11 protein-coding genes are annotated in these 17,407 nt (G+C 68.2%); 7 read left to right on the top strand and 4 right to left on the bottom strand.

The features are described 5' to 3' along the window. Positions 1-70: 70 nt before the first annotated feature. Positions 71-697 carry a tripartite tricarboxylate transporter TctB family protein gene (locus tag ACI1US_RS02365; RefSeq protein ID WP_461637873.1) on the top strand — a complete coding sequence of 209 codons (627 nt, stop codon included), beginning with the start codon at positions 71-73 and terminating at the stop codon, positions 695-697. A 1-nt stretch (position 698) separates the two neighbouring features. Then, positions 699-2,252: a tripartite tricarboxylate transporter permease gene (locus ACI1US_RS02360; protein ID WP_461637871.1), complete on the top strand. Its 1,554-nt coding sequence runs from the start codon at positions 699-701 to the stop codon at positions 2,250-2,252. A 193-nt stretch (positions 2,253-2,445) separates the two neighbouring features. Here ACI1US_RS02360 and ACI1US_RS02355 read toward each other — a convergent pair whose 3' ends face one another. After that, positions 2,446-3,123, bottom strand: a complete 678-nt coding sequence (locus ACI1US_RS02355) for a TetR/AcrR family transcriptional regulator (protein WP_461637869.1) — start codon at positions 3,121-3,123, stop codon at positions 2,446-2,448. A 185-nt stretch (positions 3,124-3,308) separates the two neighbouring features. Between ACI1US_RS02355 and ACI1US_RS02350 the strand changes: the two genes are divergently transcribed. Continuing rightward, on the top strand, positions 3,309-5,066 hold the full coding sequence (locus ACI1US_RS02350; RefSeq protein ID WP_416549428.1) for an acyl-CoA dehydrogenase: 1,758 nt from the start codon (positions 3,309-3,311) through the stop codon (positions 5,064-5,066). 191 nt (positions 5,067-5,257) lie between these two features. On the opposite strand, the gene ACI1US_RS02345 is transcribed toward ACI1US_RS02350, so the two are convergent. After that, entirely contained in the window at positions 5,258-6,172 is a 915-nt protein-coding gene (locus tag ACI1US_RS02345) for a LysR family transcriptional regulator (RefSeq protein ID WP_416549429.1), read from the bottom strand. A 123-nt stretch (positions 6,173-6,295) separates the two neighbouring features. On the opposite strand from ACI1US_RS02345, the gene ACI1US_RS02340 reads away from it, so the two are divergent. Further along, positions 6,296-7,816, top strand: coding sequence for an aminotransferase class I/II-fold pyridoxal phosphate-dependent enzyme (locus tag ACI1US_RS02340; protein WP_416549430.1), 1,521 nt, complete (start codon positions 6,296-6,298; stop codon positions 7,814-7,816). A gap of 340 nt (positions 7,817-8,156) precedes the next feature. Here ACI1US_RS02340 and ACI1US_RS02335 read toward each other — a convergent pair whose 3' ends face one another. Beyond that, the gene (locus tag ACI1US_RS02335; protein ID WP_461637866.1) at positions 8,157-8,399 is read right to left on the bottom strand and encodes a hypothetical protein; all 243 of its coding nucleotides are present in this window, start codon (positions 8,397-8,399) and stop codon (positions 8,157-8,159) included. Positions 8,400-8,493: 94 nt separating this feature from the next. On the opposite strand from ACI1US_RS02335, the gene ACI1US_RS02330 reads away from it, so the two are divergent. Further along, on the top strand, positions 8,494-10,239 hold the full coding sequence (locus ACI1US_RS02330) for a DUF885 domain-containing protein (RefSeq protein ID WP_461637864.1): 1,746 nt from the start codon (positions 8,494-8,496) through the stop codon (positions 10,237-10,239). 26 nt (positions 10,240-10,265) lie between these two features. Continuing rightward, positions 10,266-11,717: a purine-cytosine permease family protein gene (locus ACI1US_RS02325; RefSeq protein WP_461637862.1), complete on the top strand. Its 1,452-nt coding sequence runs from the start codon at positions 10,266-10,268 to the stop codon at positions 11,715-11,717. A gap of 252 nt (positions 11,718-11,969) precedes the next feature. Here the strand turns inward: ACI1US_RS02325 and ACI1US_RS02320 are convergent, their stop codons facing one another. Next, the gene (locus ACI1US_RS02320) at positions 11,970-13,523 is read right to left on the bottom strand and encodes a DEAD/DEAH box helicase (protein WP_461637860.1); all 1,554 of its coding nucleotides are present in this window, start codon (positions 13,521-13,523) and stop codon (positions 11,970-11,972) included. 177 nt (positions 13,524-13,700) lie between these two features. Between ACI1US_RS02320 and ACI1US_RS02315 the strand changes: the two genes are divergently transcribed. Continuing rightward, a complete protein-coding gene (locus ACI1US_RS02315; protein ID WP_461637858.1) occupies positions 13,701-17,402 on the top strand; it encodes a TM0106 family RecB-like putative nuclease in 3,702 nt (1,233 codons plus the stop codon). Positions 17,403-17,407: the final 5 nt, after the last annotated feature.

Here is a 17,407-nt window from a genome sequence, read left to right as displayed (position 1 = left end):
CAGACGTCGCAGCATTCCTCGCGGACGAGCGCTCACGCATCACCCGGCTCTACGAAGAGATGGGTTAGGCATGCAAACGAACAATCCCACCGCGATGTCCGCGGTTGTCGGCGAGGAAATTCTGCTCGCAGGGGCAGGCTCGCGGCGAGCCGAGCTGCTCAAGGGCCTCACTATGCCAGCGCTACTGGCCGTGTTTGCGGGCTACCTTATCGTCGGCATGGTGACGATGCGCGTGCCAGACGGCACCTCATTTCCCGGGCCACGCTTCTTCCCGGGCATTATCGCTGGAGGAATGCTGCTGTTCGCGCTGTTGCTCACTCTGAGTGCGGTGCGGGCTACAAAGGCTCTTCCTGCGGCACGCCTCTCGATAGGGGCAGGCGACCCCGACGGCTTCGACCTGCTCGTCACGGAGCACGAGGACGGCGATACCGTGACTCCGCGGCGCTCGGTCGGTATCGACTGGCGGTCGCTCGCCTGGGTCGTGCTGTCGTTTCTCGGCTTCGCGCTCTTGCTGCCGTATCTCGGATGGATCATCGCTGCCGCACTGCTGTTCTGGTGCGTGGCACGCGGGTTCGGGGCGCACAAGCCTCTCGCAAGCCTCGTTGTTGGACTCACGGTGAGCTCGATGGTGTACATCGCATTTGACATGGTGCTCGGGATGTCGCTTCCCTCGGGCGTACTGGGCTGGGGGTTCTGACATGGAAACGCTACAACTCCTCGCGGAGGGTTTCGCCGGAGCCCTGAGCTGGCAGAACCTGCTGTGGGTGCTCATCGGGTGCATGCTCGGAACCGCGGTTGGGGTGTTGCCGGGCCTCGGATCCTCCATGGCCGTCGCGCTGCTGCTCCCAGTCACCTTCTCGCTCGAACCGACCGCTGCATTCATCATGTTTGCGGGAGTGTACTTCGGTGGCCTCTTCGGCGACTCGACAATGGGCATTCTCATGAACACGCCAGGCCAGGCATCCGCCATCGCCTCCACCTTCGAGGGGCACAAGATGGCGCTGCGCGGCAAGGCCGCCCAGGCGCTCGCAACCGCGGCTATCGGGGCGTTCGTCGGCGGGTTCATCGCCTCGATCGTGGTGGTGTTCCTCGCGCCGGTCCTCGCGGACTTCTCGACGAAGTTCGGGCCTGCCGAGTTTTTCGCGCTCGCAGTGTTCGCGTTCGTCGCGACCTCTTCGGTGGTCACCGACAGCGCGGTGAAGGGCCTCGCGGCGCTCTTCATCGGGCTGGGAATTGCGGTCGTCGGCGTCGACGGCGTGTCAGGGGCACCCCGCTTCACGATGGACTCACCCAACCTGTTCGACGGCATCTCGCTCGTCACTGTCACCGTCGCTGTGCTCGCACTCGGCGAAGTGATCTACGTCGCCTGCCTCGAACGCCACGTCTCGAATAAGGGCATCATTCGGCCGAAGGGGCGGCCGTGGCTGTCGCGCGCAGAGTTCAAGGAGGCGACGCCCGCTTGGTTGCGCGGCACCGCGATCGGGCTGCCGTTCGGCGTCATACCAGCGGGTGGCTCCGAGATTCCCACGTTCCTCGCGTACGGCCTCGAAAAGCGGCTCGATAGCCGCCGCGACAAGCCGAAGTTCGGCACCGGTGCGATACGCGGATTGGCAGCCCCCGAGGCTGCAGGGAACTCAACAACTGGCATGGCGATGGGGGCTCTCCTCGCGCTCGGGCTGCCTATTTCGGCGACTGCCGCGATCATGCTCGCTGCGTTCAGACAGTATGGGCTCCAGCCCGGCCCGCTGCTGTTTGAACGCGCCCCCGAGCTCGTGTGGGCACTCCTCGCGAGCTTCTTCATCGCCATGATCGTGCTACTCATCTTGAACCTGCCGTTCGCGATGCTGTGGGCGAAGCTTCTCTTGATCCCTCGCCCGTATCTCTACGCTGGCATCACCGTGTTCTGCGGCTTCGGGATTTACGCGACCTCGGGCTCGGTGTTCGACCTGCTCATGCTCCTCGGGATTGGGCTGGTCGGGTTCCTCATGCGCGCGCTCGATTTCCCGCTCGCTCCGCTCATCATCGGCATGGTCCTCGGGCCGCTCGCCGAGACGAGCCTGCGCGACGCCGCAATGAGCGCCAACGGCGACTTCTCAGTGCTCGTGCAAGGGCCGATCGTGCTCGTGCTCTACGGTCTGCTCGTGTTGGTGCTGGGCTTCGCGATCCGCGGACGCATCGTGTCGCGTCGCGCAGCGCGCAGTGCGGATCGCGTGTCCTCCGCCGACGATCTCGAGGAAGCCCGCGCGGAGTAAGCTCCGCGGTACTTCCTGCCGATCACGCCCCGCTGGGTGAACCGTCACGAGAGTGTTTCGGTTCGGTCAGCGGGGCTTGCGGATTCATTTCTTTGAGCCGTGCCCGTCTGCGGTGTTCTGACGCGATCACACGCCGTGGTTCTGCCGTCGAGGGCCTGGGAGACAGCTCCGAGCGAAGGGCCCGCGTGGCGGGCTATTCGAGCTGCGCGGCAACCGCGCGAAGCACCTCATCGGGAGCGGCGTCGGCGCCGAAACTTGCGACGATGACGCGCGATCCGGCCCGCTCGCCCCCGAACCAGGGCGCGAATCGTGCGATGAGGGCGGTGAGCTCGCGCTCGAGCTCGCCGAAGGCGTGTGAGTCGCCAAACTTCATCCAGCGCCTGAGGGCAGCGTTGTGCACTGCGACCACTGCGGCCGCGAGGCCGATCGGCCCCCAATCGGGAGTGCCGGGGGCAGCCACCCGAGCCAGGTAGCGCTGGAACATACGCTCGTAGCGGTGGGTGATGACGAGCTCGCGCTCGCGCAGCAGCGGGGTGCTCCGCAGCAGCTGCGAGCGCATGCGCGCGGTCACTGGGTCGCGGGTGAGTACGCGAGAGACCTCGAGCGTGCCGCGGGCGAGCGTCGCAGAGGCGCTGAGCGTCGATGTGTCGAGCTGCTCTTGCAGCTGGCTCAGCGCGTAGTCGTGGTCGGCGAAAACAACGTCCTCTTTGCTGCCGAAGCGCCGGAAGAACGTGCTCCGGCTCAGGCCGATCGCATCGGCCAAGCTGCTCGTCGTGGTTTGTTCGTAGCCGTGTTCCGTGAGGTAGCGCACGGCGGTCGCCTGCGGCGAGGCGGCGTTGTGGTCCTCGGGAGGTGTGGGGCTCGTGCTCATGGGGCCAAGTTAGCACAGCGGTGAGACTCGGTTTCGCATGTGTTTTGCAGTGGTGCCGTGGAATTTCGGCTGAGGGAGAGTGCGGCGCGCCTTGCTTTGACACTGAGTCTCAGGCATACTTCTGGGGACGCGCGGCGTGTACCTGCGCCGCGCACCCCTGGACGACAAACGATGGAGTGTCGAGTATGGCTATCGAGAATTTTGCCCCCCAGACTGTCCCTGACGCCGCAACCTATGTGCCCCCGGTTGCCGACTACGCCTTCCTGCTGGGCGAGGCCTTCGGCACCGATATCGTGGCGCGTGCGAGCGACGGCGCGCTGAGCGCTGACGACGCGGGCGATGCGCTCGAGGCCGCGGGTGAGTTCGCGGCAGAGGTATTCGCCCCGCTGGATCGCGTCGGAGACGAGCAGGGATCACAGCTTGTCGACGGCAAGGTGCAGACGCCCGAGGGCTTCAAGGAGGCCTACCGGGCCTTCGCTGACGCGGGCTGGGTCGCCGCTTCAGTTGCTGAGGAGGCCGGGGGAGACGGGCTGCCCGGCTCGATCACCGCAGCGCTTAACGAGTTCTGGAACGCCTCGAATGCCGCCTTCGCGCTCGCGCCCGGACTGAGCCATGGCGCGATCCGCGCGCTCCAGGCAAACGCCTCGCAGGAGCTCCGCGACGCCTACCTGCCGAAGCTCGTCAGCGGCGAGTGGACCGGCACCATGAACCTCACCGAGCCGCAGGCCGGCAGTGACCTCGGCGCGGTGCGTACGATGGCGCGCGACAATGGCGACGGCTCGTGGGCGATCAGCGGCCAGAAGATCTTCATCACCTGGGGAGATCACGACGTTGCCGACAACATCGTGCACCTCGTGCTCGCCCGCACCGAAGGTGCGCCCGAGGGGCACCGCGGCATCTCACTGTTTGTCGCCCCGAAGTTCAAGCTCGACGCGAACGGCAACCCGGGTGAGCGCAACTCCGTCGTCACGGTCGGTCTCGAGCACAAGCTCGGAATCCACGCGAGCCCGACCTGCGTGCTGCAGTTCGAAGACGCGACGGGCTACCTCGTCGGCGAGCTCCACCAGGGCCTCGCGGGCATGTTCGTGATGATGAACGAAGCGCGTGTCGGCATCGGGGTGCAGGGCCTCGGCATCGCCGACCGCGCCTACCAGCGCGCCTTCTCGTACGCGCACACTCGCCTCCAGGGCGCGGTGCTCGGGCTCCCGGAGGGCGCGCCGATTGCCGGTCACCCCGACGTGCGTCGCCTGCTGCTGTCGATGTCGAGCCGCATCTCAGCGATGCGCGCGTTCTCCGTGCTCGTCGGAGATACGCACGACCGAGCTGGCGAGGAGGGCTACGGCGCGCTTGCCGAGTTCTTCGTGCCGATCCTGAAGTCGTGGCTCACGGAGCAGGCCGTGCACGTTTCTTCCGACGCGGTCCAGGTGCACGGCGGCATGGGGTTCATCGAGGAGACCGGGGCCGCGCAGCACTTCCGCGACGCCCGGATCCTCCCCATCTACGAGGGCACGACGGCGATCCAGTCGAACGACCTCGTGGGCCGCAAGGTGCTCCGCGACGGCGGGCAGACGGTGGCGCGAGTCTTCGCGCTGATCCGCGAGCAGCTTGCCGCGCTTGGCTCGTCGAGCGACCCCGTTGCGGCGCGGCTTGTCGAGCGCACAGAGCGTGCCGTGGTGTCTGCTGAGCGGGCAACGGCGGCGATCCTCGGCTTCGGCGCGAGCCCCCGCGATGCCTTCGCGGTCTCGGTTCCCTACCAGGAGATGCTCGCCACGCTCGTGGGCGGTTGGATGCACGCCACGATCGCGACCGCCGTGCTCGCCCACGCGGAGCGCTCTGACGACGATGCGCGCCGCCTGAACGAGGCCGACTTCTACAGTGCTCACCACCTTGCGCAGGTGCACGCGCTGGCCGAGACGGTCGCTGCCGGCGAGATCGGCGCGTAACCCGCGACCCATCACAGAAAGCGCCTCCCCGGCCGTAACAACTGGGGAGGCGCTTTCTGGGTTCTGGGCTCCGCGTCGGGATGAAGCGGGAGGCACCGTGCCGGGCCGGGCCTTGCCGTGCGCACCTGCCCGTGCGCGCATGGCCGTGCGCACTTGCCCGTGCGCACTTGCCCGTGCGCGCTTGGCCGTGGCTAGTCGAGCGCGCTGATCGAGCGGCGCACCGCTTCCGCGAGCTGCCGCACCGCCGCGCTCGGCCCCGCGGGGCCCGCCGGGGCAGCGAGAATGAGCTCGCGGGTAAACCGGTCGTCCTTGATGGGCCTGAGCACGACGCCATCGGGAACGCTCGACAGCATGAGTGATGGCACGAGCGCGACCCCCATGTTCGCGGCGATGAGGCCGAGCACGACGGCGTAATCGTCGGTGCGCACCGCGACGTTGAGCTTCACGCGCGTCGCATCGAAGAGCTCGCGCACCAGGTCGTCGAGTGTGTCACCCGGGGTGGATCCCATCACCCAGCTGTCGCCGCTCAGTTGCAGCAGCGTCGCCGCATCGAACTCCTCGATGTCGGCCAGTTCGTGGTGTGCGGGGAGCGCGAGGAGCATCGGGTCGGTGTAGACGTGCGTAGTGTGCACCTCGGAGCGGAGCGGGAGCGCGTAGCTGCCCGCCGCGTAGACGAGGGCCGCGTCGAGGGTGTGCTGGTTCACCCCGCCGACGAGCGGCATGACCTCGGCGAGGGTCGCGTCGAGTTCGATCCCGAGCTCTGCGAGTCGGGTGGCGATGCCCGGGAGGATCCGCGCCGCCGCCGTGGGGAAGATCCCGAAGCGGAGCCTGACGTGGCCGATGTGCGCGAGATCGCGCACGTCGGTGAGCGTGCGGTCGGCGAGTCCGAGGATTTCCTCGCCGCGTTCGAGCATCAGCAGCCCGGCGGTCGTGAGCTTCGAGCCGCGCGTGCTGCGCGAGGTGAGCTCTGTGCCGACCAAGCGGTCGAGGTTTTTGAGGTGGTAGTCGACCGTTGGCTGGCTCCAGCCGAGGCGGGCGGCGGCGCGGGCGACGGATCCCTCCGCGGCGACTGCGCTGAGGGCCTGGAGCTGACGGAGATCGATCACAGTGGCTCCTGGGTTATTTGAGGATGTGGCGTGAAATCACGCACTCTGTTCAATACAGTATATGGCTCGCGGGAGTCGAATATGGGGTTCACTCGGGCCTCCCGAACCGCCAACATGAGAGGTATGCCTGTTGAGAATACTGTGACCCAAAAAGACGCGCCGTACGCGTCCGCGCTCGAACGATACGCCGATGCGGGCCCGCAGAGTCTCATGGTGCCGGGCCACGGCTGTGCACCCCAGGGCGGCGGTGCCCACCTCGCGCGCGTGTTCGGTGAGCGCGCCGTGCAGATGGACGTCCCCCTCATGCTTGACGGCATCGACCTCGGACCGGGCTCGCCGCTCGCGCAGTCGCTCGTGCTCGCCGCTGAGGCGTGGGGCGCGCGCCGCACCTGGTTCCTGACCAACGGTGCCTCGCAGGGCAACCGCACCGCGGCCTTTGCCGTGCGCGGCCTCGGCGAGCGCGTGCTCATGCAGCGAAGCTCGCACTCGAGCTTCACCGACGGTGTGCTGCTCGCTGGGCTGATCCCAGCGTTCGTCGCACCGGCCGTCGACCACGACCACGGTATCGCCCACGGGCTCACTCCTGAGGCGCTCGAGGATGCGCTCGCGACCGAGGCCGACGCAGGCCGCGCCGTGCAGAGCGTATACGTGGTGTCGCCGAGCTACTTTGGATCCACCGCTGATGTTGCGGGCCTCGCCCGCGTCGCCCACGACTACGGTGCCGCGCTCATCGTCGACGGCGCGTGGGGCGCGCACTTCGGCTTCCACGAGGACCTTCCCGAGTCGCCCGTGCGCCTCGGCGCAGACCTCGTGATCTCGAGCACCCACAAGCTCGCCGGCTCCTTCACCCAGTCGGCGATGCTGCACCTCGGTGAGACCGAGTTCGCCGATCGCCTCGAGACGCTCGTCAACCGCTCGTACACGATGACCGCGTCGACCTCCGCGAGCGCGCTGCTCATGGGCTCGCTCGACACCGCCCGGCACGCGCTCATGAACGGCAAGGAGCAGATCGGTCGTTCGATTGAGATTGCCGAGGAGATGCGTGAGCGGCTGCGGGCCAGCGAGCACTTCTCGGTGATCAGTGATGACTTTGGGGAGTTCCCCGACATCGTGAGCGTCGACCCGCTGCGGATCCCGATCGATGTGTCGCGCCTCGGGCGCAGCGGACACTGGGTGCGCGACCGGCTGATCTCGGACCACGGCATCTACTTTGAGATGTCGACCGCGACGACGATCGTGGCCGTCATCGGTGCACTTGCGACGCCTGACCTCGATCGCGTGATGGCTGGGCTTGAGGCAGTGGTCGCCGAGTCGCAGGCGGGCAACGGTGGGCCGAGCGAGCTCGTCGCTTTCCCCGAGCTGCCCGAGGCCGGAACGCTGCGCATGCTGCCGCGTGCCGCGTTCTTTGCCGAGAGCGTCGTGATGACCGCGCATCAGGCGATCGGACAGATCTCAGCCGACACCCTCGCGGCGTACCCTCCCGGCATCCCGAACCTGGTTCCGGGCGAGGAGATCACCGAGGAGACCGTCACGTTCCTGCAGGCCGTGGCCTCGTCGCCGACCGGGTACGTGCGCGGCGCGGTGGATCCACTGGTCGCGACGTTCCGCGTCGTGCGTGACCCGCTGACTGCGAGCGCAAACTAGCCCTTCTGCGCGTTGCCTTGCCGAGGCCCCTACCGGCAGCCCCTGTGGCTGCCGGCAGGGGCTCTGTGTTCTGTGCTGTGCGCTGTGCGCCGCCCCGGCCTGCCCCCGCCAGCCCCCACAACAGCGCTGAGGTCATGGGTAGTCAGCGAGATCAGGAGTAAAAGACGGTAAAACGCTCATGACTTCGCTGAGGTCATGGCTGTTGAGCGCCGATGCGATGGGCGAGGCTGGGCAGGGCAGGCTGGGCTGGGCAGAGCCAGGTGTGGCAGCGTCCACTGAAACGGGTACGCAAAACGGGCGGGTGTGGCAATTGCCACACCCGCCCGTTTCGAAGTGAGAGCTAGGCCTGCTTCTTGTTCTTCTCGAAGAGGTTGCCGAGCAGCGTCGAGGTGATCAGCACAATGCCGAGCAGCACCACGCCAACGATCGAGATCGCGACGACGTCAACCGGCTGACCGGCCGACGAGAACTGTGCGAGGGTGTCGACCTTTTCGACGCCCTCCGACGCGAACGCGGGCGCGCCAACCAGCACGGTTGCGAGCGCGACGGTCACGGCGGTGGCGATACGGGTGCGGATCTTCACTGTGTCTCCTCAGAAATCTGTGAGCGCGCGGCTACGTGCAGCGCACCCTCCTATTCTGCCCTATTTCTGCCCGCCGCGTGGCTATGCTGAAGATATGAGTGTCGAACGCGAATTTACCGCCATTGATCGCATCGCTGAAGAGTGGGTCGATACGCTCACCCAGCACGATCCGATTATCGGAACCTACATCGGTCGGGAGCGCGCACACGCGCAGCTCCCTGACTTCTCGCCGGCCGGCGCCGACGAGCTCGCCCAGTCCAGGCGCGACACCCTCACCACTCTCCGAGCGACGACGGCAGTCGACGAAGTGGACCGGGTCACCCAGCAGGATCTCGCCGCGGAGCTTGAGCTCTCGCTCTCGCTGCACGAGTCGGGAGAGGGCCTGCGCAATCTGAATGTCATCGAGTCGCCGAGCCAGCAGGTGCGCGACGTCTTTGACATCATGCCGAGCGACACCGAGGGTGACTGGGCGAACATTGCCGCGCGCATGGCGGCGGTGCCCGAGGCGATGCGCTCCTACCAGGCATCGCTCGACGCGGGTATCGAACGAGGCCTCGTCCCGTCGATCCGCCAGGTGCGCGAGGTCGCCGCCCAGCTGCGCCGCACCGCGGGCATGTCGCCGCTGATTCAGCCGCGCGGGGGAGCGGCCGCGGCCAGCGAGCCCTCGAAGGGGTTCTTCGCCGAGCTCGCGGAGCGCGGGCGCGAAGTTGCGCCCGGTTCGCTCCAAAAGGATCTCGAGCGCGCCGCCGGCGAGGCTTCGACCGCATACGCGGACCTCGCGAACTTCCTCGACACGCATCTCTCAGCGCACGCGACCGAGCAGGACGCATTCGGGCGTGAGCGCTACGAGCTCGCCTCCGAGGTGTTCCTCGGCGCGAAGGTCGACCTTGACGAGACTTACGAGTGGGGCATCGAAGAGCTCGCGCGCATGGTCAGTGAGCAGGAGCGGATCGCCGGTGAGATCCTCGGCGAGGCCCCGCGCAAGGGGATCGTGGCCGACGCCATCGCGCATCTCGAGCGGGATCCGGCGCGCAAGCTCCACGGCACCGACGCGCTGCAGCGCTGGATGCAGGAGACAAGCGACCGCGCGGTCGCCGAGCTGGGGGAGACGCAGTTCGATATCCCCGCCGAGATCCGCACGCTCGAGTGCATGATCGCGCCGACGCAGGAGGGCGGGATCTACTACACCGGCCCGTCGAGCGACTTCTCGCGGCCCGGCCGCATGTGGTGGTCGGTGCCCGAGGGAGTCACCGAGTTTGACACGTGGCGCGAGCTCACGACCGTCTACCACGAGGGTGTCCCGGGTCACCACCTGCAGATCGGGCAGGCCGTCGTGAACAGCGGCACGCTGAACGAGTGGCGCAGGCAGCTCGCCGGCTCTTCAGGCAACGCGGAGGGCTGGGCGCTGTATGCCGAGCGACTCATGGAGCAACTCGGCTACCTCGATGATCCGGCGGATCGCCTCGGCATGCTCGACGGCCAGCGCATGCGCGCGGCCCGCGTCGTGCTCGACATCGGCGTGCACCTCGGCAAGCAGCGGCCCGACGGCGGCGGAGTCTGGGACGGCGACTACGCCTTCGAATTCATGGCCGAAAACGTGAACATGAACGACAGCTTCGTGCGCTTCGAGGTGCTCCGCTACCTCGGCTGGGCCGGGCAGGCACCGTCGTACAAGATCGGGCAGCGCATCTGGGAGGGCCTGCGCGACGAGGCGAAGGCCCGTGCGGAGCAGGGCGGCGGATCCTTCGATATTCGCGACTTCCACCGCGATGCGCTGGGGCTTGGCGTGACCCGGCTCGACACGCTGCAGGCTGTGATGCGCGGCGAGCTCGCGGGCTAAACTTCACGCAACATAGGGAGGCCACCGTGTCCAACGACGTACCCGCAGGATCGCTCATCGAGCGCACCGGCATCGAGATTGTTCCCGAGTCGGCGCGCACGGCGAGGCCACGCGACCTGTTCTGGCCGTGGTTCGCCGCGAACGTGTCGGTGTTCGGCATGTCGTACGGATCCTTCGTGCTCGGATTCGGGATCTCGTTCTGGCAGGCGACGATCGTCTCGGCCGTTGGCATTGTGGTCTCCTTCTTCCTCTGCGGGCTCATCGCGATCGCCGGCAAGCGGGGCTCCGCACCGACGATGGTGTTGTCGCGCGCGGCCTTCGGCGTGCACGGGCAGAAAGTGCCGGGCATCATCTCGTGGCTGACCTCGATCGGGTGGGAGACGTTCCTCGCGATCATGGCGCTGCTCGCGACCGCGACCGTCATCACCCAGCTGGGCGGCGACGGCGGCACCGCGGTGAAGCTCATCGCGACGCTCGTCGTCGCCGCACTCATCGTCATTGCCTCGGTGCTCGGGTATCACGCGATCATGAAGATGCAATCGATCCTCACGTGGATCACGGGCGCGGTCACGATCCTCTACATCGTTCTCGCCGTGCCGCACATCGATCTCGCGGCGGTCATGGCGATCCCCGCGGGGAGCACGGGCCAGGTCGTCGGCGCGCTCGTCATGGTGATGACGGGCTTCGGTCTCGGCTGGATCAACATCGCCGCCGACTGGTCCAGGTACCAGCGGCGAGACGCCTCAGACGGCTCGATTGTGCTCTGGAACACGATTGGCGGCGCGCTCGCCCCGGTGATCCTCGTGATCTTCGGCCTGCTGCTCGCTGGCAGCGACGAGGAACTCATGAATGCCGTCGGGAACGACCCGATCGGCGCCCTCGCGACGCTGCTGCCGGTGTGGGTGCTCATCCCGTTCCTGCTCACCGCGGTGCTCGCGCTCGTGTCGGGCGCGGTGCTCGGTATCTACTCGTCGGGGCTGACGCTGCTGAGCTTGGGGATCCGCATCCCGCGCCCCGCCGCGGCCGGCATCGACGGGATCATCCTCACTCTCGGCACCATCTGGGTCGTGTTCTTCGCCGAAGGCTTCCTCGGGCCGTTCCAGAGCTTCCTCATCACGCTCGGCGTGCCGCTCGCCGCCTGGGCTGGCATCCTCATTGCCGACATTTTGCGGCGCAAACGCGACTACGATGAGGTCGCGCTCTTCGACGCGAAGGGTCGCTACGGCGCGTGGGACTGGACTTCGGTCGGGATCTTCGCGGTCGCGTCCGTGATTGGCTGGGGCTTCGTCACCAATGGGTTCGCCGCCGACGCGCCCTGGAACAACTGGCAGGGCTACTTCCTCGGCCTCGTGGGTGGCAAGGACGGGGAGTGGGCGGGAGCGAACCTCGGCGTCTTCTTCGCGCTCGTGCTGTCGTTCGCCGTGGCCTGGTTCGCGCGGGCGGGGAAGATTCGCCGGCAGGAGCGCGGGGCGGCGTAACTCGCGCGCGGCCCGCCCAGCACAGCAAAGTGCCCCTGCAGCAACAGCCTGCTCGAGTCGAGGACTCGCAAAGCGAAGTCACGGACTCACCGGGAGGGGAGAGTGCTGCGCCTGCTGTATCGAGGAGCAAGCCTCGTGATCCGGCTCGCACGCCCCGTCGCTGAAATTCTCGGGTAACCGAGCGCGGCTCCCCGGCAAGCGAAAACTTGCCGGGGAGCCGCTGATCACACGTTGCGTGCGGGGAACGAAGCGCTAGGCGCTGCGGCGCCCGCCACCCTGGCCGCCACCCTGACGGCGCTGGCCGCCCTGACCGCCGCCGGAGCGCTGGCCGCCTGAGCCGCCCTGGCCGCCCGGACGTCCGCCGCCCTGGCCACCGCGTCCGCCGCCAGAACCACCCGAGCGCTGGCCGCCCTGCGATCCCTGGCCACCGCCGGCACCCTGGCCGCCGCGTCCGCCACCGCTGCCGCCGCGCGAGCGCTTGCGCTTCGCGTTCGCACCGGTCGACGATCCGGCGCCGGCCGGGTTGTGCCCGGCTGCGCGCTGCTGGGCTGCCTGCGCCTCGGCACGCCGTGCCTCGATCGCCTTGGGATCCTGCCGGGGCGCGACCTCGCCGATGAGGTCGAGGACCTCCCGGTCGACTGACTTTGCCATCGGGTTCACCTGGAGCGGCGTCACGTTGATTTTGGCGGCGCGCATGAGCTGGCGCATCTCGCTGCGCTGCTCGGGGAGCACGATCGTGACGACGTCGCCCTCATTGCCCGCACGCGCGGTGCGGCCTGAGCGGTGCAGGTATGCCTTGTGCTCGACGGGCGGATCGATGTGCACAACGAGATCCACACCGTCGACGTGCACGCCGCGGGCGGCGACGTCGGTCGCGACGAGCACGAGTGCCTCGCCGGAGACGAACTCTGCGAGGTTGCGGTCGCGCGCGTTCTGCGAGAGGTTGCCCTGCAGCTCGACCGCGGGGATGCCCGCGGCGGTGAGCTGCTTGGCGAGCTTCTTCGCCTGGTGCTTCATGCGCGTGAACATGATGCGGCGGGTCGTGCCGCTCGCGAGCGCCTCGATGAGCGCATCCTTCGGTCCCTTGCCCGACACCTCAAAGATGTGGTGCGTGAGCTGCGGCACGGGCGACTCTGCCGAGTCGACGGAGTGCCGCACGGGGTCGTGCAGGTACTTCTTCACGATGTTGTCGACGCCGTTATCAAGCGTCGCGCTGAAGAGCAGGCGCTGGCCCTGCTGCGGGGTCTTGTTCATGATGCGCGTGACGACGGGGAGGAACCCCATGTCAGCCATATGGTCGGCCTCGTCGAGCACGGTGATCTCAACGCCGTCGAGCGAGATGACGCCCTGCTTGAGCAGGTCGTCAAGGCGGCCTGGGGCTGCGACGACGATATCGACGCCTGCCTCGAGCGCGGCCTCCTGGCGGCGCTGCGGCACGCCACCGAAGATTGTCGTCACCTTCAGGCCGACGGGGTCGGCGAGCATCTTCAGGGTCTCAGCGATCTGAGTGACGAGCTCGCGGGTCGGAGCGAGGATGATTGCGCGGGGGCGTGAGGGCCGGCGCTTCTTCGCGGCCTCACCGGCAGCGATGCCAGCTTCACCTCCAGCGAGATTGGCGGCGATCGGGATGCCGAACGCGATGGTCTTACCCGAGCCCGTGCGGCCGCGGCCGAGAACGTCGCGCCCCTTCAGGGTGTCGGGGAGGGTGTCGCGCTGAATGGGGAAGGGCTCTGTCTTCCCGTTCTTTTCGAGCGCATGGGCAATGGGAGCGGGCACGCCGAGATCGGCGAAAGTCTGAGTGGTCACGCGGTGTTATGTACTTCCTGCGTTGGTATATGTCATGGGGGATTTCCCCCGGTCCTGCCAGTCTACTTGGCGACTGCTGTGGACGCGCGGATGTAGCTGCGCCTCACTGTCGGTGGTGCGCGGTAGCGTCGGAGGTGCGGATCGGCAGCTGCGGATCCAGGAACCGAAAGAGACGTGATGTTCGTACGAGAAACCGAGGCTGGCCCGCTGCTCGTCACCAGCGCGAGCGACCTCACCGCCGCGAGCATGTGCGAGTTCGCGTTTCTGCGCCGCGTCGACGCGAAGCTCGGTCGCCCGGTCGAGGTGCCCCTCGACGACGACGCGATGCTCGCGCGCGCTGGGAGCCTCGGTGACGAGCATGAGGATCGGGTGCTCGGCGAACTACGAGAGCAGTTCGGTGAGGGCACGCTCGGGGCACCCGGTGGGGTTGTCGAGATTCGCCGGCCAGATGCAATGACCCCGGAGGCGCTCGGCGAGGTCGCCGCTGAAACCCTCGCGGCCCTGCGCGGCCAGGCGAAGATTGTCTTCCAAGCGACGTTCTTTGATCCCGCACAGCGTGCGCCCGCGCCCGGAACTGCCGAGCCCGCGATTGCGTTCCTCGGCTTCGCAGACTTCCTCGAGCTGCGCGATGATGGCACCTACGAGGTGCAGGACACGAAGCTTGCCCGCCGCGCGAAGGTGACCGCGCTCATGCAGCTCGCCGCGTACGCGGAGCAGCTCGAGCGTATCGGGGTGCCTGTCGCCGGCGAGGCAACGCTCATCCTCGGCTCGGGTGAGCGCACGACGCACAAGATCGCAGACATCGCCCCGGTGTTCCGCAGGCGGCGTGCGCGCTTGCACGAGATCCTGCTCACCCGATTCGCTGCGACCGGAGCGGACGGACAGCGCTCGAGCGCCGCGGCGATTGCCTGGGGCGAGCCCGGCATCGCAGCGTGCGGGCGCTGCGAGGTGTGCGAGCCCGAGATCCAGCGCACGCGCGACCCGCTGCTCATCGCCGGGCTCTACCCCAGGCAGCGCGCGGCGCTCGTGTCCGCAGGCCTCGAGACCATCGATGCGGTCGCCGCCGCCCTCCCCGAGATCGAACGCGGCGCGCTCTCGCTCCCGGGCCTTACCGGCACCGTGCTTGAGCGCGTCGCGCTGCAGGCCGCCGTGCAGGTCGAGAGCGAGGCCGCCGCGGCGGGCGCGCCTGGTGGATCGGTGCCGCAGCCGAGCGTGCGCGTTGTCGCCCCCGCGACGCTCGCAGCGCTCCCGCAGCCGAACCCAGGCGACCTGTTCTTCGACTTCGAGGGCGACCCGTTCTACCGCGAGACCGACGAAGCAGGTACCGCGAAGTGGAACCTCGACTATCTCTTCGGCATGGTCGACGAGCACGAGCAGTTCACCGCGATCTGGGCGCACTCGCTCGCGGAGGAGAAGGCCGCGCTCGAACGCTTCATCGAGCTTGTCACCGAGCGACGCCGGGCCTACCCGGGACTGCGGATCTACCACTACGCAAGCTACGAGCGCACGCACCTGCTGTCGATTGCCGCACGCCACGGCGTCTGCGAGGCCGAGGTGGATCAGCTGCTCCGCGAGCACGTGCTCGTCGACCTGTATCCGATCGTGAAGCAGGCGCTGCGCGTTGGCTCCCGCTCGTACTCGATCAAGAAGCTTGAGCCGCTCTACATGGGAGCCGAGGTCCGCGCGGAGGATGGCGTCGTGAGCGGATCCCAGTCCGTCGTCGAGTACGCGGAGGCGAGCGAGCAGCTGCGATCCAGCGAAAGCGCGGCGCGCGCCGAGGGCCAGCGTCGCCTTGACGACATCGCCGACTACAACCGTTACGACTGCGTCTCCACGCTCAGGCTGCGCGACTGGCTGCTCGGCATCGCCCGCGAGCACGGTATCGAACCCGTCGCGCCTGAGCTGCTGCCGCCGAGCGACGAGCGCCCGGTCGAGCTCAGTCGCGTCGGTGAGCAGTTGCTCGAGCAGGCGGAGCGCGCGGAGGATCCCGCGTCGCGCACCGCGCTGAAGCTCGCCGCGAGCGCGATCGACTACCACCAGCGCGAACAGAAGTCGTTCTGGTGGGCGCACTTCGCCAGGCTCGTCGACCCCGTCGAGGAGTGGGCGGACACCCGCGATGTCGTGCTCGTCGAAGCTGCCGCAAGCTGGGTGCTCGAGGACTGGCACAAGCCGCCGCGTGCCCGCATCGAGCGCAGGCGTGTGCGGCTGCGCGGCACCGTCGCGCCAGGCAGCTCGCTGAAGCCGGGAACGCAGATGTTCGCGCTGTACGACTATCCCGCGCCGTTCCCGCAGTGGGGCGGCGCGCCTGGCGCTCGCGGTGCGAGGCAGGTGGACATCATCGAGCGGCACGCCGACGGAGTGACGATCGAGGAGAAGCTGCCGAACGACGCGGCACCCTTCGACAGGCTGCCCGTCGCGGTGACCCCCGGACCGCCGCCGCCCGCAGGGCGACAGAAAGGCGCGATCGAGGAGTGGGGCAGCGCGCTCGTCACGGCCGCGCAGCTCGGAACCGAGTTCCGCGACCCGGTCTACGAGCTCCTCACCCGTGCCGAACCCCGGCTCACGGGGCGCGATGGACTCGTGCGCCCTGACTCGGACGAGGCCCTCGCAGTCGGCGGCAGCGAGGACGCCCGGATGATTGGCGCCGTGCTCGCGAGCCTCCGCGAACTCGACCACGCGGCGCTCGCCGTGCAGGGCCCGCCTGGCACGGGCAAAACCTATCTCGCGGCCCGCGTCATCAGGCAGCTCGTCGAGCGTGACGGCTGGCGCATCGGCGTCGTCGCGCAGTCGCATAAGGTCGTCGAGAACGTGCTCGAGGGGGTCGTGTCTGCGGGCCTGGATCCGCGGCTTGTCGCGAAGGTGCCACAGGGCGGATCGGTCGCCGCAGGCTCCGAGCAGCCCGGCTACACGGTGCTCGGCCGCGACGGCCACGCCCGCTACATCGAGGGCCTCGCCGGCCGGGGAGCCGTGATCGGCGGCACCGCCTGGGACTTCTCGAACGAGGGGCGCTTCGCGCGCAGGAGCCTCGACCTGCTCGTTATCGACGAGGCGGGACAGTTCTCGCTCGCACCCACGATCGCGGCGTCGGTCGCGGCGACCCGGTTGCTGCTGCTCGGTGACCAGCAGCAGCTCCCGCAAGTTTCGCAGGGTTCCCACCCCGAACCCGTCGACCAGGCGGCGCTCTCGTGGCTGCTCGACTCGCGCGAGACTATGCCGGAGGCACTCGGCTACTTCCTCGCCGAGACCCGGCGCATGCACCCGGCGCTCGCCGACGTCGTCTCCGAGCTCTCGTACGCGGGCAGGCTGCACGCGCACCCGAGCACCGCAGCGCGCGCGGTTTCCGGGGCCGGGGCCGCAGGGCTGCACTGGCAGCCTGTCGAACACTACGGAAACTCCACCAGTTCGCCCGAGGAAGCGGCGGCGGTCGTGTCGAAGGTGCTCGAGATCCTGGGTGCCGGCGGGCAGCGCGACGGGGCCTCTGGCGCGTGGATCCGCGAACATGACAGCGCCGGGGGCTCCGTCGAACGTGCCCTCACCGAGCGCGACATCATCGTCGTTGCCGCCTACAACGCGCAGGTCGAATGCGTCTCCGAGGCACTCGCTGCCGCGGGCTTCGGCGCAGTCCGCGTCGGCACCGTCGACCGTTTCCAGGGACAGGAGGCTGCTATCTCGCTCGTGACGCTTGCCGCGTCCAGCCCAGAAGACGTGCCGCGTGGGCTCGAGTTCCTGCTCATGCGAAACCGCCTGAACGTGGCGATCAGCCGGGCGCAGTGGTCGAGCTTTCTCTTCTCCGCACCGGGCCTCGGCGACGGGCTGCCGACCTCGGCCGAGGGACTCGCCGCACTCTCGGGCTATCTTCGACTCACCGAGCGCGGGTAACGTGG

The organism is Leucobacter sp. BZR 635, assembly GCF_048061935.2.
GTDB lineage: Bacteria > Actinomycetota > Actinomycetes > Actinomycetales > Microbacteriaceae > Leucobacter.
This window is presented reverse-complemented; position numbering and strand designations above follow the sequence as displayed.

Coding starts and splice junctions, on each gene's coding strand:
- ACI1US_RS02365 (WP_461637873.1), top strand. CDS start 71: ATGCAAACGAACAATCCCACCGCGATGTCCGCGGTTGTCGGCGAGGAA.
- ACI1US_RS02360 (WP_461637871.1), top strand. CDS start 699: ATGGAAACGCTACAACTCCTCGCGGAGGGTTTCGCCGGAGCCCTGAGC.
- ACI1US_RS02355 (WP_461637869.1), bottom strand. CDS start 3,123: ATGAGCACGAGCCCCACACCTCCCGAGGACCACAACGCCGCCTCGCCG.
- ACI1US_RS02350 (WP_416549428.1), top strand. CDS start 3,309: ATGGCTATCGAGAATTTTGCCCCCCAGACTGTCCCTGACGCCGCAACC.
- ACI1US_RS02340 (WP_416549430.1), top strand. CDS start 6,296: ATGCCTGTTGAGAATACTGTGACCCAAAAAGACGCGCCGTACGCGTCC.
- ACI1US_RS02330 (WP_461637864.1), top strand. CDS start 8,494: ATGAGTGTCGAACGCGAATTTACCGCCATTGATCGCATCGCTGAAGAG.
- ACI1US_RS02315 (WP_461637858.1), top strand. CDS start 13,701: ATGTTCGTACGAGAAACCGAGGCTGGCCCGCTGCTCGTCACCAGCGCG.